The following is a 14,323-nucleotide window of genomic DNA, read 5'->3' on the forward strand; positions in this document are numbered from 1 at the left end:
CCCGCGGCTCGATCCTCCCAGGAGAGCCTGGAACGGTCACCCCCGGGGGGTGTGTCCGGAGGGTGTGAACTCGCTCACCCATGGTGCACGAGCCGTGATTCGATCCGGACCCCGGGGGTGACGGCCTCGAGCAGCGCGGCCAGCTCGCTCCCCGCCGTCTCCAGTTCCGCCAGCGACATGGGCGCGAGCCGCTCCAGCAGGAATAGCGCGTCCGTGGTCTCCTCGGTGATCCGGGTGCGCACGCACTGGCGCCAGTTCCAGCGCCGGCAGGTGGCGCCCCGGTCGTCCCGCCAGACCACCTCGCCGATCTCGGGATGGTCGACGGCGGGCTCGCCCCTCTCGATGATCTCGAACGGTTCGTCCCCTGCGGCGCGGACCAGCCGTGCGGTGCCCTCGTAGTGGGCCAGGTCCTCCCCGCCGATCGGGAGCCCGTGCCTGACGCTGACCGAGTTGTAGGCGTCGACGACCAGGTTGATCTCCGGCAGCGGCATCCGCCTGACCAGCGCGTCAACCGACGGCCTGGTCCGCTGCGGCTTCGCGCCGAACGCCCGGTAGGCCTCCCGCCACGCCTCGACCTTCGGGTCCTCGGCGCTCACCGCCTCCTTGGCGGCTCCGGCCAGCCAGGCCCGGGACCTGTCGTCCGTCGGTCCGTTGCGCAGGCCGTACACGCCCATCACCAGGACCGCGAAGTCCGGTCTGAGCGCGCTGACGGCGGGGTCGACCCAGATGTCGTCAATCACATACCTCAGTTTAGGCCGGAAGCCCGCCCGGGGACGGGAGGTGCCCTGCCCGTTGCGAACCGGAGACCGTGCTCCGCAGACCGGTCGGCGCGGCCTCAGGCGGCCGCGTGGGGTTTGAAGACGACGCTCAGTTCGGCGTCCAACGCTCCGGCCAGGCGTCGCAGGAGCGCAAGGGTGGGCGTGACTCCGCCGGTTTCCAGGCGAGACACCTGAGGCTGGGTCATTCCCGCCCGCTCAGCGAGTTCTGCCTGTGAAAGACCGAGCTCCACCCGGCGGCTGTAGACCTGCTGGCCGAGGAGCAGCGCCTCGCGTGCTTCCTGGTAGGCCTCGGCGCGCCGTTCGGCACCGGTCCGTTCCCACGTGCGGTGAGCCATGGTCGTCAATCCTTCCAGATGCGGTCGTAGATCTGTGAGGTGGCCGTGTGGCGGGTCTCACATTCGACCTGCGCTCGACGGGCGCGCTCGATCTGGCCGGTCTCTTTACGGCGGGTCTTGAAGAAAAAAGTGAGGAGAACGACCCGACGTTCTGGGGCGAGCCAGTAGGTGATTCGGACGTCGCGATGGGTGAGCGCAAGGCGTAGCTCCCGCAGCTTGCCTCCAAGGTGCCTGGAATACGGCTCGTTCAAGGTCTCCGCCTGCTCCGCGAGCAGGTCGGCCAGTGCTTCGACCTTCACGTAGTCGCGCTCGGACAGCGCCTCGAGCCACGACTGGATCTCAGGCTCGATCTCGATGACATATAGCCTCACAGGTCGTGAGGCTATATGCACTCGATTATATAATCTGGGATACCCCGAAACCAGCCAGAGCATCACCCCTTTTTTTCGGAGAGGCATCGGACCTGGTGAGGGAACTCCCACAGCGTCGTCAGTGGGTGGCGGCCTGCACGGTGTGCCGCAGCAGCAGTGCGGTGGTCACCGGGCCGACGCCACCCGGCACCGGGGTCAGCGCCCCGGCCTTCTCCGCGACCGAGGCGGCGTCCACGTCGCCGACCAGGCCGCCGTCCTCGGTCGGGTTGGTGCCGACGTCGACCACCACGGCGCCGGTCCGCACATACTCGGCGGTGACCAGTCCGGGCCTGCCGACGGCGGCCACCACCACGTCGGCGGCGGCGGTGACGGCGGCCAGGTCCCTGGTCCGCGAATGGCAGACGGTGACGGTGGCGTTCCTGTTCAGCAGCAGGTGGGCGGCGGGCTTGCCGACCACGTTGGACCGGCCGATCACCGCCACGTGCCGCCCGGTCAGCTCGACCCCGTGGTGGTCCAGGATGGTGAGCACGGCCTCGGCGGTCGCCGGGGCGAATGCCGGGAGCCCGGCGGCCAGCCGCCCCAGGGAGAGCGGGTTGGCGCCGTCGACGTCCTTCTCGAAGGCGATGGCCGAGGCCAGGTCCTCCAGCTTGGCCCCCTCCGGCAGCGGCGTCTGCAGGATGACGCCGTGCACGTTCTCGTCGGCGGAGAGCGCGGCGAGTTTGTGACGAATATCACTGGAAGAGGCGCCAGGCCCGAGATCGACGACGTCGCAGGTGATGCCGGCCTTCTCCGCGGCCCTGGCGATCGAGCGGACGTACCAGGCGCTGGACTCGTCCGCCGTCGCGACGACGACCGCGAGCCTGGGCGGCGTTCCGGCCGCCGTGAGCTCGGCGGCCCTGGCGGCGGTCTCGGTGCGGATCGCGGCGGCCGGCTCCTTGCCGGACAGGACCGTGGCGCTCACGTGCCGATCTCCTTGCCGGTCAGGTTGGTGGTGCTCACGTGCTGATCTCCTTGCGGACGGCCGCGGTGACCCGCTCGGCGCGGGCGGCGATCTCGTCGACATTGGCGGCCTCGGCGGCCAACTCGGCGCGGACCTGCTCGTCCTTGATGCCGCCGAGGTTGATCTCGACGTTCACCCGGGCGGTGGTCGCCGCCGCGCGGGCGGCCTCGGTGGCGGCGGCGATGTCGGTGACGACGTTGCGGTTGCCGATCGGCAGGAGCTCCTCGGCCAGCTCGACGGCGGTCCGGGCGACCGTGATGACCTCGGCCGGCGGCCTGCCGGCACCGATCAGCGCCGTGGCGATGGCGGCCGACCGGGCGTCCTTGGCCGCGTCGGTGTCCCGGGGGAGCTTGTAGGCGTCGGTGACGGCGGTGAACGCCGCCGCGTCGTCCTCGGCCAGCCGCAGCGCCAGGGCGCGCAACTCGTCGGTCTCGGTGATGATCCGCTCGATGACCGCCCGGTGCTCGGCGTACTTCTCGCCGGTGCTGTAACGGGCGACCATCCCCAGCAGCGCCGCGGCCTGCGCGGCGTGCAGAGCCGCCGACGCGCCGCCGCCCGGGGCCGGCACGCGGTCGGCGAGCCGGGCCAGGAAGTCACCGATCTTCTCGTCGCGCATGAGCGCCCGTCCTCCAGTCGTGGGATCACCGCATCCTTGGAATCCTCCCACGGCAGGGTGATCCGGCCCGCGACCGGCTTGGGAATACGGTGATGAAACGGATCGAACGCCGATCATGAAGGTAGACGAGTAAGTCCGAAGTGCGGGAACCGTGTTTCGCCGAGCATCGACCCGTAGATCAGCCGCCGTGGATGACCTTGAATTCACTGTGGGTGATCGCCAGGACTCGCACCGGCTGCCCGTGGGATGGGACTACCGTCTCCCGCTCCTGGCACATGCCCAGCTTCGTCATAACGCGGGCGGACGCGTGGTGATCGACGTGGCAGATGCTGATGATCCGATCCAGGCCCGCCTCGGCGAATCCGAAGCGCAGTGCCTCTCCGGCTGCCTCAGTGGCTATACCCCGGCCCCAGAAATGCCGTCCCAGCCGCCAACCGATCTCCACAGCCGGCAGCACCTCGGGCAGGAAGTGGGGGACCGCCAGTCCCGCCCAACCGACCAGCTCCCCGGTCTCGCGCAGCTCCACGGCGAATATTCCGAAGCCACGCTCGTCCCACCCCCGCTCCATGGACGTGAGCGCGGCCGCGGTCTGCTCCCTGGTGCGGACCGAGCCATCACCGATGAAGCGCATGACCTCCGGATCTCCGTCGATGGCGGCCAGCGGTTCCAGGTCCTCCTCGAGCCAGCGACGCAACACCAGCCGCTCGGTTCCCAACTCCATCGTCGATCGATCTCCCCTCGGCCGGGCTGCCTCAGGCACCCGGTCCCGCAGACACAGCGAAGGCGCCCAAGATCCGTTTGTGGCGACAGACCTGGACACCTTTTTGGATCGCACTATATGTGGAGATCGATTCGGCCGATGAGCGGAAGGAGCCGCCGGGACAACCGTGCCGCAGAGCCTTCGAAGTTCCGCGTCCCCGTCCCCAAGGATGGGCGGCCGCCCGGATGGACGGCCGCCCATCCGCGACTACCGGCAGACGGCTCCGTTCAGGAGGAACCGCTCAGGGTCGGGGTTGGCCCCGGGGGAGCTCTTGCCGTTGAAGCCGAAGGTGATCGAGCCGCCCGGCTTGATCTTCTTGTTCCAGTCCAGGTTCCCGGCCGTGACGGTCGCGCCCTGCTGGGTGATGGACGCGCTCCAGCCCTTGTCGACCCGCTGGCCGCCGAGGAAGGACCACTTCAGGGCCCAGCCGTCGATCGCCTCGGTGCCGGTGTTGCGTACGGTGACCTGGGTGGTGAAGCCGTCGGGCCACGCGCCGTGCCGGGTGTAGGTCACCTCGCAGGGGACCGTGGGGGTGGTGCCGGCGATGAACGCCGAGACCCAGACGAGCGGGGAGTTCCAGTTGACGGTCAGCTCGTTGGTGGACCACGACTCGATGTCGTCGATGTAGCAGAACTGGGGCGCGCAGCCGCGGAGCTTGGCCTGGGCCACCGGATCCTGGATGCCGGAGTTCGCCCCGCCGGCCAGGGTGCCGCGCGGTGGGTTGGGCAGCGCCGGGTCGAGCTGGTGGGAGTACCAGCGGCTGTGCTGGTTGCGGGAGGCGACTTCGCCGTAGCCGGTCACGTAGGACTGGTTGAGCGCGTTGCGGCCGAGGATGTAGTCCATCGTCTCCACCACCCCGTCGCGATATTTCGCCTCGCCGCTCAGGTCGTGCGCGACGGCCAGCACGATCGCGTTGTTCAGCACCTGGCTGTTGGAGCCCCACTCGAAGTCCGGCGGGCTGTACGGCATGCCGTACGGCTGGGCCCGCTGGATGGCCAGATATCTGTCCGCGCCCGCCAGGACCGACGCCCGGACGGCGTCCCTGCCCGGCAGGTCGTTCGGCACGGCGGCCAGGTCGAGGCGGCCGAGCTGGGCGGTGCTGCCCCAGTTGAAGCCGCGCTCCTGCCAGATGTCGGCCGTGTGCAGCGGGGAGGCGAGCACGTAGTCTCTGAACTCCTTCTCACCGGTGGTGATGTAGAGCTCGGCGGCCGCCCAGTAGAACTCGTCGGTCACGTTGCCGTCCTCGTAGGCGCCGCCGCCCACACCGTCGGTCACCGGGGCGTATCGGGCGGGCTCGGCCTTCGCGGCGGCCCACGCCTTGCGGGCGGCGGAGAGGTTGCGCTCGGCGAACGCCGCGTCGTAGGGCCCGAACAGCCGGGCCGCCTGGGCCGCGGTGGCGGCCAGGTTGAGGGTGGCGGCGGTGGACGGCGGGTGCAGCTCGCGCCGCTGCGGATCGAGGTGGGGTAGGAGCGGCAGGCCGGTCCAGTTGGCGTCGTGGATCTTGTGGTGGGCCATCCCGGCGAGCGGCCTGCCGTCCGGGACCTGCATGCTGAGCAGGAACTCCTGTTCCCAGCGGGCCTCGTCCAGGATGTCGGGCACCCCGTTGCCGCTCTCGGGGATGTTCAGCTCCCCGTCCTTGAAGGTGCCCTCCGTCTTGGCCCGTTCGAACGCGGACATCATCTGGTAGACCGAGATGCCGCCGTTGACCACGTACTTGCCGTGGTCGCCCGCGTCGTACCAGCCGCCCCTGACGTCGAGGGAGTAGTCGCAGACGCCCGGCTGGCAGGGCACGTTCACGTCGCCCTGGTTCGGCGCGACGCCCAGGTGGCCGGCCGGCCTGCCGTACCCGGGGCGGAGGCTGTCGAGGATCTCGATGCCGCTGCGCTGGGGGTAGTAGAACTTCAGCGCGTCGGTCCGCAGCCGCTCGTAGAAGCCGCCGTCGAGGTCGAAGGGGCGGCTGGTCTCGCCGTCGGCCTCCAGTGTGTAGCCGGTGCCGGGGGTGGTGAAGGAGCCGAAGTCGATCGAGTGCACGTTCTGGCCGGAGCTGTCGTCCACGCCCCGGGGGGTGGTGGTCCCGGTTGCGACGACCTCCGTGCCCTTCCTGAGCTTCCAGGCCACGGCCTCGGTCCCGTCGGTGACGAGGGTGGCGTTCTTCGGGCCTTCGGGCAGGTAGCCGGACATGTTCACGCGGACCCGCGGGCCGGTGTCCGGCGTGTAGACGTCGGGTTCGGCGCCGCCCTTGAGCGAGATGTCGTCCACGCAGAATCTCCAGGGGGTGGCGCTGCCTCCGAGTTGGAACGCCACCTGGGCGTTGGGGAGGTCCACGGGAGAGGTGAAGGTGTAGTCGTAGTCGTTGCCGGAGACGCTGAGCTCGGGGTTGGCCGACAGATACTGGGTGTAGGGGTCGGTGGGGAGCTGGATGAGGGCCTTGGCGACGCGGCCGGGGGTCGCGGCGCCGAAGAAGGAGTAGGCGTAGGTCTCGTCCTTGACCAGCGGGATGCCGTCCTGGCCGATGATGACGTCCCACGGGTTGACCGTGCCGCCGGGGATGTCGGCGCAGAGCCGGCCGTCGTCCAGTCGCAGCGTGGTGTTGGCGGTGCTCCACCAGGGGGACGTGCCGGTGTCGAAGGTGCCGTTGACGATCTGTTCGGGGCCGTCGGCGGCGGTGGCGGGCAGGGGGGTCAGTGTCACCAGGGCGGCGGCCACGGTGAGGGCCAGCCAGGCGGGCGGTCTGATCAAGGGTGTTTCCTTCGGGCAGGGGGTGCGTGACCAGGGTCGGTGACTGAGTGGGAGCGCTCCCACCCGGGGATGCGCCGATGTTTCCAGCGCGTTTCCCGGCCGTCAATGAGCGGCCCTCCGGCGCTCCGGGCTGACCGGGTAAATGACCGGTTTGTCCGATGAAATTTTCATATGATCGGGTCGGTGCCCCCTCAACCGCTGACCGCCCCCGCCATCCGCCGCCGCTACGCCCTGGTCAACTTCCTGGTCTGGCTACCCTCCGCGCTGGCGATGGCCCCGATGGTCCTGCTGATGACCTCGCGCGGGCTCGGCATCGGTGAGATCGGGTTCGTCATGGCGGTCTACTCCTTCGTCTGCGTCGCACTGGAGCTGCCGACCGGCGGCCTGGCCGACGTACTGAGCCGCAGGGCGGTGCTGGCCGCGGCGGCGGCCTTCAGCGCGGCCGCGCTGACCTGGTTCGCCTTCGCCCGGGAGGTCTGGCAGTTCGTCGCCGTCATGGTGCTGTACGGCACGGCGCGGGCGCTGTCCAGCGGCCCCGCCCAGGCCTGGTACGTGGACGCGCTGCACGCGGTGGAGGGGTCGGACGCCGATCTCAAGCCCGGCCTCTCCCGGGGCGGGGTGGCCGGTTCGGTCTCGCTCTGCGTCGGCATGCTGGCCGGTGGGTTCGTGCCGCTCGCCGTACCGCGGAACGACCTCGTCGAGCCGCTGGCCGTACCGGTGCTGGCCGCGGTCGTGGCGGCCGTGACACTGCTGGTGACCGCGCTGGTCGCGATGCCCGAGCCGCCGCGCCCGCGTGCCACACTCGGCGCGGTGCTGCGCGACGTGCCGCTGACCGTACGCTCCGGCCTCGCGCTCGGGCTCCGCGACCGGGCGCTCAGCAGGCTGCTCCTCGTCGCCTTCGCGTTCGGGATCGCCCTGAATGCCATCGAGCTGCTCACCCCCGGAAGGCTGGCCGCGCTGACCGGCCGGGCCGAGACCGGCGGCACCGTCTACGCCGTCGTCGCCGCCCTCGGCTTCGCGGGCAACGGCCTGGGCAGCGCGGTCGCTCCCGCTGTCGCCAGGCTGCTGGGGACCTCCCGGCGGGCCGCGATCGCCGCCACCGTGGTCACCGCCGCCGCCCTGGGCGGGCTCGCCGCCTCGGTCGCGCTGTCCGGACGGCCGGGCATCCTCGCGGCGATGGCGGGCTACGTCGTCCTGTTCGCCGCCCTGTCGGTGGTGAGCCTGCTCCGGTCGGAGATGATGCACCACCGGGTCGGCTCGGCCCAGCGCGCGACGCTCATGTCGGTGGACTCGCTCCAGCTCCAGTTCGGCGGGATGGTCGCCGCGCTCGGCATCGGCTGGCTGGCCGGACAGGCCGGTACGGCCGCCGCCTGGACGGCGGGCGCCGTGGCCCTGCTGCTGACCGTGCTGCTCTACCCGCGCGGGCTCGCGGGCGAGACCGTGGGGAGCGCCACCGGGAGCTCCGGAGCCGGGGTCGCCCCGGAGATTGTGTAGAGCTCGATCGGCAAAACGGCGCTCCGCCGCGCCGAAGAGCTGTATACGGGTAGGTGAAGGCGAGGCGGAGGAGAAGGACCGATGACGAACTTTCCCAAGTGGAGCGACGTCCGTGCCGGCATCGTGGCGGGATCCGGTGGCATCGTGGCGGAGTCCGGTGGCATCGTGGCGGAATCCGGTGGCGAGGAAGCCGTGACCGAGGCGCGGCGCCGCAATCAGGCCTGCGTCGACCGCCGCGACTCGATCATTGGGACTGAAGTCGCCCGGACCGAGCTGTGGGCGAAGCCGTCGTGCGCTTCGCCCACCCGGTCGGATGTCAGACCTTGATCGTGTCTCTGGCGTCGTCGCGCTGCTCGGCGGCCAGGTTCCTGTGCAGGGTCTCGCCTTCGATGTCGAGGTTCGGCAGGATCCGGTCGACGGGGCGGGGCAGCCACCAGGCCGCGCGGCCGAGCAGGAACATCGTGGCGGGCACCAGGGTCAGGCGGACGATGAAGGCGTCGACGAGCACGCCGACGGCCAGCGCGAAGCCGATGGACTTGATGATCGGATCGTGCATGAACACGAATCCGCCGAACACGGCCGCCATGATCAGCGCGGCCGCGGTGACGACGCGGGCGTTGTGGCCCAGGCCGTTGACGGTGGCCTGCTGCGGGCTGTCACCGTGCACGAAGTCCTCTCGCATCCGGGAGACGAGGAAGACCTCGTAGTCCATGGCCAGCCCGAACAAGATTCCAATGAGCAGGATGGGCAGGAAGCTCACCAGCGGTCCCGGAACATCGATGCCGAGCAGGTCGGCCAGGTGTCCCTGCTGGAAGATGGCCACGGTGATGCCGAACGTGGCGCCGACGGTGAGCAGGAAGCCCAGCGCCGCCTTGATCGGCACCAGCAGGGAGCGGAAGACCAGCATCAGCAGCAGGATCGACAGCCCGACGACGAGCAGCAGGTAGACGGGCATCGCATCGGCGAGTTTGGCCGACACGTCGATGCCGACGGCGGTGGCGCCGGTCAGGGCGACGGTGGCACCGTCGATGTCGGCCAGGCGCTCCCGGATGGAGTGCACGGTCTGCTCGGTGGCCGCGTCGGTGGGGCCGGTCTTGGGAACGATGGTCATCAGCAGGGTGGTGCCCTTCTGATTGGGCTGCGGCGGGGAGACGGCGAGCACGCCTTCGGTGCTGCTGATCAGCTGCGCGGCCTGCTTGGCGGCGGTGCCGGTGGCCTGGGCGTCGTCCCCGGAGACGACGGCGACCAATCGGCCGTTGAAGCCCGGCCCGAATCCCTCACTGATCAGGTCGTAGGCCTCGCGGGCCGGTGAGCCGGAGGCGGCGGTGCCGGCGTCGGGCAGCGACAGGCGCATGTCCTGGACGGGCAGGGCCAGCGCGCCCAGCCCCACCACGCCGACCAGCAGAATCGGGACGCGCAGCCGGGTGACGATCCGGCCCCAGCGGTATCCGAAACCCTCGTGCGCGGGGCCGGCCGCCCGCCCGTCGCGCTGCTTGCGGGGCAGGACGCGGGAGCCGGCGAAGCCGAGCATGGCCGGGAGCAGGGTGAGGGCGACCAGCACGGCCAGGGTGATGGTGCCGGCCGCGGCCAGGCCCATGACACTCAGGAAGGGAATGCCGACCACGGAAAGACCGGCCAGGGCGATCACGACGGTGGCACCGGCGAAGACCACGGCAGAACCCGCGGTCCCGATCGCCCGCCCCGCGGCCTCCTCCGCCGGCACGCCTTCGGTGAGGTACTGCCGGTAGCGGAAGGTGATGAACAGCGAGTAGTCGATCCCCACGGCCAACCCCAGCATCAACGCCAGGATCGGCGCGGTGCTGGTCAACTCCAGCACACCGCTGAGGGCGAACAGCCCGGCCATCCCGGCGGCAACGCCGATCAGCGCGTTCAGCAACGTCATCCCGGCGGCGACCAGCGAGCCGAAGGTGACGAGGAGGACCACGGCGGCGACCAGGACGCCGAGCGCCTCGGTGGAGCCGATCTCCACTCCGGCCTTCAGCACCTCACCGCCGTGCTCCACCCGAAGCCCCTGCGCGGAGGCGCCCACCCGCTCGTAGGCCGCGCGCTGGTCAGCGGTGATCTCGTCGGCGCCGGTGTCGAACTGGACCTGCACCAGCGCGTAGCGGCCATCGGGGGTGACCGAACCGGCCTTGAAGGGATCGATGGCGGCGATCGCCCCGGGAACCCGCGCGGCCTCCTGCACGATGGCCGCGACCGCGGCCTTGTTCAGCCCCGGCCCTTCAGGCGCGGCAAGGACGATGGTGCCGGTCGCTCCACTGGCCTGAGGGAACTGCTCATGCAGGGAGTCGAGTGCCCGCTGCGCCTCCGTGCCGGGCATCGAGAAGCTGTCGCTGGTGGGTCCCCTGAAGACGGCGGCCGCCCCGGCGAGCAGGATGAGCATGAGCAGCCAGACGGCGAGCACACGTCCCCGACGGCGGAAGGAGAACCGGCCGAGCCGGTACAACACAGAAGCCATGAAAGTGGATGTCTTTCCTTGAAGTTCAGTGGGGTTCGCGGCTGAGCGTGATTCAGCGGGGTGCGCGGCCAGGCGTGATTCAGTGAGGTGCGCGGCCGAGCGTGCGTAAAGCGCCACTGATCAGCTCGGCACGCATGTCCTCGTCCGGCACCGGTACGTCGCTGGCGCACGTGACGGAGACCGCGCCGATGACCATGTAGGCGGTGACCAGGCCTCTGGGCTCGGTTGAGCCGTCCACCATCGCAGCCATCAGCCGGGCTATGACAGCGGGCACGGCACCCAGCGCCGGGTGACCGGTGAGCTCGGGGATGTCCTGGAACAGGACCTTGACCTCGCGCCGGAACCGCATGGCCAGATCGACGAAACCGGTCACGACCGCCTCCGCGCCCGGTGCCCCTTCCGGATCGGAGAGCTGGGCGTCCAGCGCGGCCAGTCCTTCGCCGGCCGGGGTCAGCAGCTCGGTGAGGATCGCGTCCTTACTGACGAAGTGGTAGAGCAAGGACGCCTTCGAACAGCCCACGACCTGAGCGATGTCGTGCAGCGAGGTGCCCTTGTAGCCACGCGTGGCGAACAGATCCAGCGCCGAGTCCAGGATGTGACCGCGCAGTGCGGAAGCAGGACGGGCCATACCCTCACAATAACTGACCGATCGGACAGTTCTGACCGATCGGACAGGAACCGGCTGTGGCATTCCTCACGACCGAGGCTGGAAGGGCGCGAGACCTCATGTGTCGCGGGCTGATCGGGCGAGAGTGGGCACATATGGGGCGGCGGCGTGCGCCGCGGCCTACGGATCGATGAAGCTCGCTAGCCTGCGCATGGCGAATCGGCGATACGGGAGACGTCGAGGACCGTGTAACGCGTGGCAGAGTCCTTCCAGAACAGCATTGACATGTCGGGTGTTGCCGCGCCGTAATGGATCTCGCCTGAGGTGGCTTCGGCTCGAGCGCGGTCAGGTCCGAGTAACGCGGTCTGTCCGGTGCAGCGGTCATACAGTTGGAACAGCCGACTGTTTCCGACGGGGGTACCGGAACCGTCACCGGAGACGGTGAGCGGGTGCAGAAGCGTGAATCGGTCCCGGATCGGTGGCGTCAGGCTAAGAGGGGATCCTGGGACGGTCGTGCGCTTGGAGCCGTCCACGTGCTGCATGACGACCTGCATGGCCTCATGGGGCTGACCGGTCATCCATCCGACACACCAGACGGGTCCACAGTACGGCTCCTCGATGTCGTCCAGATGCTGAGCCTTGTTCTCCTGACGTGTGACCAGATTGATGACACTCTCTCGTGCTCTGTCGTAGCCCCAGGGCCACGAGGTGACGCGGACGGTTCCCTCGGGGAGGATTTGCTTGGGTTCACCGCCGGTAAGGGGAACAGACCAGGTGCCGTCGAAGCCCCACCAGATGGCGAGATCGTCGATGACCTGGAAGCCCTTGGAATAGTCGTCCCCACCGACCGGCAGCCGAGTCACCATCCTCAAGGGGCCGCCTGTCCGGGGCATGGTCCACAGTTCCAGGTAGCGCTCGTCGTATCGCGCATCGGGTCTTCTGCCGCCCTGGATCAGCCAGGCCACCTGCTCCGCGTTGACGGCCGCGCGCTTGACCTCGAAACACTCCTCGCATGAAGTTCGCTTCGGTGCTGTGGTCAGGACCTGTTGGTGTCCTGTCCGGGTGTTGAAGCTCAGGAACGCCGGAAGGTCTTCAAGGGTCGTCAGAAGGACCGCATCCTTTCCCAGCATCACGGTGGGCATCACCAGGCGGCTGTCCTTGAGCTTGCGAGGCACCGTAATGAGCGCCCCAGGCCACACGTCGCGAACCGGTGTGAGCGCCGGCACCTCGGAGAACGGGGTGGACGGTTGCTGTGATGTGCAGGCGGTTCCCGGGCCAGCGAGCAGCGTCAGAGCCAGGAGGAACTGTCCTATACCGCGCCGAGTCTTCACCTGGGGTCAGACGGATCAAGGCCGATGCTGGTTCCGAACTTGCCGTCGGCCACGTTGGTCACTAACTGCGCCGAATTGAACCGCTAAGACTACGGCGAAGCTCAAAACGCGCCGAACCTACAACGAGTCCGTCGCGCTTACCCTCGTCCAGTAGTCGGAGCTTGACACCACACCATGCTCGAATGCCTGGGAAAACGTTCAGGGAGGCTGGTCGTCCGGCGCTGCCGGACTTTTTCGCACCGCCGTATGCTGCACGTTCTCCGAGCGGCTGACGGCCTCGGCAAGAACAAGACTGTTTCTCCGAGAGTCTTCCCGGCATCCTGGCGCGGTCGGATCGAACGACGGGAGAACCCGCAGATGACGACCGCGCAGAACGCCGACACGCCCCTCCTCCACCTGGCGGGGAACAACGCACCGGTCACCGAGGAGATGACGCTGGAACCGGCCGAGGTGGTCGGGGCCGTTCCCGAGGAGCTGAACGGCGTGTATCTCCGCAACGGTCCCAACCCGCGGACCGGCTGGTCGCCGCACTACTTCGCGGGCGACGGCATGGTCCACGCGGTGGCCCTGGACGGCGGGCGGGCCCGCTGGTACCGCAACCGGTACGTACGGACCCCGCTGTACGAGCACCCGGGCGAGTCGCGCTTCGCCCTGGCCTTCGACCAGGCCACCGGGCAGGTGGACTACCGGGTCTCCACCGCCAACACCCACCTGGTCTCCCATGCGGGCCGGCTGCTCGCCCTGGAGGAGGGAGGCTTTCCCTACGAGATCACGCCGGAGCTGGAGACGGTCGGGCCGTTTACCTTCGACGGCGCGCTGCACACCCCGATGACCGCCCATCCCAAGATCTGCCCCGGGACCGGTGAACTGCTGTTCTTCGGCTCCCGGCTGCGCCCGCCATACCTCACCTACTACCGCGCCGCGCCGACCGGCGAACTGCTCCAGGCGCAGGTGGTGGAGGTCCCGAGGGCGACGATGATGCACGACTTCGCCATCACCGAAAACCACGCGGTCTTCATGGACCTGCCCGTCGTCTTCGACCCGGCGATGGCCGCCGCCGGCGGGATGCCGTGGCGGTGGGACGACGGACACGGTGCCCGGTTCGGCGTGATGCGCCGGGACGGCGGGCCGGTGCGCTGGTTCGAAATCGAGCCGTGCTACGTGTGGCACACCATGAACGCCTCGGAGGCGGACGGCGTGATCACGGTCACCGGCTGCCGGGTGCCGACGCTGTGGCGCGACGGCCCCGAGGACCTCGGCGGCGGCCTGCCCAACCTGCACGAATGGCGGCTGAACCTGGCCACGGGCACGGTCATCGAGCGGCCGCTGGACGACGCGGCGATCGAGTATCCGCGGGTCGCCGACACCGAGGTCGGGCGGCGGAACCGCTTCGGGTACGTCACCAGCTTCTCGCTGGAGGCAGAGCCGGAGCGCTCAGAGATCTACAAGTACGACTTCGCCGACGGCGCGGCTCGCGAGGCGCATCGGCTGCCCGCCGGGCACACCTGCGGCGAGGCGGTCTTCGTCCCCCGGCGGGGAGCATCGGGGGACGACGACGGATACCTGATGACCTTCGCCCACGACCGCTCCCGTGGCACCGGTTACCTGGCGATCCTGGACGCCGCCGACCTGTCGGCCCGGCCGGTGGCGGAGGTGCGCCTGCCGGTCCGCATCCCCACGGGCTTCCACGGCAACTGGCTCCCCGGCCGCTGACCTGTGTCAGGGGTGCGGAGTCCCCGATCAGGCCTCGCCTGAGAACCGGAATTTATCTTCAGGGAAACGGCTTCGGGGGAGGCCTCAAGTACAGGTTGA

The 14,323-nt window shown here is 69.4% G+C and carries 13 protein-coding genes; 3 read left to right on the forward strand and 10 right to left on the reverse strand.

Annotated elements, in window-relative coordinates:
- Positions 1-74: 74 nt before the first annotated feature.
- The 7 genes from OHA77_RS26790 to OHA77_RS26820 form a co-directional block, all read right to left on the reverse strand.
- Positions 75-740, reverse strand: coding sequence for a B3/4 domain-containing protein (locus tag OHA77_RS26790; RefSeq protein WP_406312197.1), 666 nt, complete (start codon positions 738-740; stop codon positions 75-77).
- 95 nt (positions 741-835) lie between these two features.
- A complete protein-coding gene (locus tag OHA77_RS26795; protein WP_326825450.1) occupies positions 836-1,114 on the reverse strand; it encodes a helix-turn-helix domain-containing protein in 279 nt (92 codons plus the stop codon).
- A gap of 5 nt (positions 1,115-1,119) precedes the next feature.
- A complete protein-coding gene (locus OHA77_RS26800; RefSeq protein WP_326825449.1) occupies positions 1,120-1,485 on the reverse strand; it encodes a type II toxin-antitoxin system RelE/ParE family toxin in 366 nt (121 codons plus the stop codon).
- A 118-nt stretch (positions 1,486-1,603) separates the two neighbouring features.
- On the reverse strand, positions 1,604-2,446 hold the full coding sequence (locus OHA77_RS26805) for a bifunctional 5,10-methylenetetrahydrofolate dehydrogenase/5,10-methenyltetrahydrofolate cyclohydrolase (RefSeq protein ID WP_406312198.1): 843 nt from the start codon (positions 2,444-2,446) through the stop codon (positions 1,604-1,606).
- A 34-nt stretch (positions 2,447-2,480) separates the two neighbouring features.
- A complete protein-coding gene (locus OHA77_RS26810) occupies positions 2,481-3,101 on the reverse strand; it encodes a cyclodeaminase/cyclohydrolase family protein (protein WP_406312199.1) in 621 nt (206 codons plus the stop codon).
- Between the two features lie 178 nt (positions 3,102-3,279).
- A complete protein-coding gene (locus OHA77_RS26815; protein WP_406312200.1) occupies positions 3,280-3,822 on the reverse strand; it encodes a GNAT family N-acetyltransferase in 543 nt (180 codons plus the stop codon).
- A gap of 246 nt (positions 3,823-4,068) precedes the next feature.
- Positions 4,069-6,600: a glycoside hydrolase family 9 protein gene (locus OHA77_RS26820; RefSeq protein WP_406312201.1), complete on the reverse strand. Its 2,532-nt coding sequence runs from the start codon at positions 6,598-6,600 to the stop codon at positions 4,069-4,071.
- 183 nt (positions 6,601-6,783) lie between these two features.
- Between OHA77_RS26820 and OHA77_RS26825 the strand changes: the two genes are divergently transcribed.
- Together OHA77_RS26825 and OHA77_RS26830 are read left to right on the forward strand one after the other, a co-directional pair.
- A complete protein-coding gene (locus tag OHA77_RS26825) occupies positions 6,784-8,094 on the forward strand; it encodes an MFS transporter (RefSeq protein WP_406312202.1) in 1,311 nt (436 codons plus the stop codon).
- Between the two features lie 81 nt (positions 8,095-8,175).
- On the forward strand, positions 8,176-8,421 hold the full coding sequence (locus OHA77_RS26830) for a hypothetical protein (protein ID WP_406312203.1): 246 nt from the start codon (positions 8,176-8,178) through the stop codon (positions 8,419-8,421).
- Here the strand turns inward: OHA77_RS26830 and OHA77_RS26835 are convergent.
- From OHA77_RS26835 to OHA77_RS26845, 3 genes are all read right to left on the reverse strand, one after another.
- Positions 8,411-10,573 carry an MMPL family transporter gene (locus OHA77_RS26835; protein ID WP_406312204.1) on the reverse strand — a complete coding sequence of 721 codons (2,163 nt, stop codon included), beginning with the start codon at positions 10,571-10,573 and terminating at the stop codon, positions 8,411-8,413. The genes OHA77_RS26830 and OHA77_RS26835 overlap by 11 nt on opposite strands.
- Before the next feature lie 79 nt (positions 10,574-10,652).
- Positions 10,653-11,201, reverse strand: coding sequence for a TetR/AcrR family transcriptional regulator (locus OHA77_RS26840; RefSeq protein ID WP_406312205.1), 549 nt, complete (start codon positions 11,199-11,201; stop codon positions 10,653-10,655).
- A 179-nt stretch (positions 11,202-11,380) separates the two neighbouring features.
- Positions 11,381-12,355 carry a hypothetical protein gene (locus tag OHA77_RS26845; protein WP_406312206.1) on the reverse strand — a complete coding sequence of 325 codons (975 nt, stop codon included), beginning with the start codon at positions 12,353-12,355 and terminating at the stop codon, positions 11,381-11,383.
- A gap of 513 nt (positions 12,356-12,868) precedes the next feature.
- Here OHA77_RS26845 and OHA77_RS26850 point away from each other — a divergent pair.
- Positions 12,869-14,224 (forward strand): carotenoid oxygenase family protein, encoded by a 1,356-nt coding sequence (locus tag OHA77_RS26850; RefSeq protein ID WP_406312207.1) that lies wholly within the window; start codon positions 12,869-12,871, stop codon positions 14,222-14,224.
- Positions 14,225-14,323 lie beyond the last annotated feature (99 nt).

Origin of the sequence: Streptosporangium sp. NBC_01639 (assembly GCF_045209755.1) — a bacterium.
Taxonomy (GTDB): Bacteria; Actinomycetota; Actinomycetes; order Streptosporangiales; family Streptosporangiaceae; genus Streptosporangium.

What these genes read in the sequence shown, in the direction of transcription:
- OHA77_RS26795 (WP_326825450.1), bottom strand. Translation starts at nt 1,114, where the DNA reads ATGGCTCACCGCACGTGGGAACGGACCGGTGCCGAACGGCGCGCCGAG.
- OHA77_RS26810 (WP_406312199.1), bottom strand. Translation starts at nt 3,101, where the DNA reads ATGCGCGACGAGAAGATCGGTGACTTCCTGGCCCGGCTCGCCGACCGC.
- OHA77_RS26815 (WP_406312200.1), bottom strand. Translation starts at nt 3,822, where the DNA reads ATGGAGTTGGGAACCGAGCGGCTGGTGTTGCGTCGCTGGCTCGAGGAG.
- OHA77_RS26830 (WP_406312203.1), top strand. Translation starts at nt 8,176, where the DNA reads ATGACGAACTTTCCCAAGTGGAGCGACGTCCGTGCCGGCATCGTGGCG.
- OHA77_RS26835 (WP_406312204.1), bottom strand. Translation starts at nt 10,573, where the DNA reads ATGGCTTCTGTGTTGTACCGGCTCGGCCGGTTCTCCTTCCGCCGTCGG.
- OHA77_RS26840 (WP_406312205.1), bottom strand. Translation starts at nt 11,201, where the DNA reads ATGGCCCGTCCTGCTTCCGCACTGCGCGGTCACATCCTGGACTCGGCG.
- OHA77_RS26850 (WP_406312207.1), top strand. Translation starts at nt 12,869, where the DNA reads ATGACGACCGCGCAGAACGCCGACACGCCCCTCCTCCACCTGGCGGGG.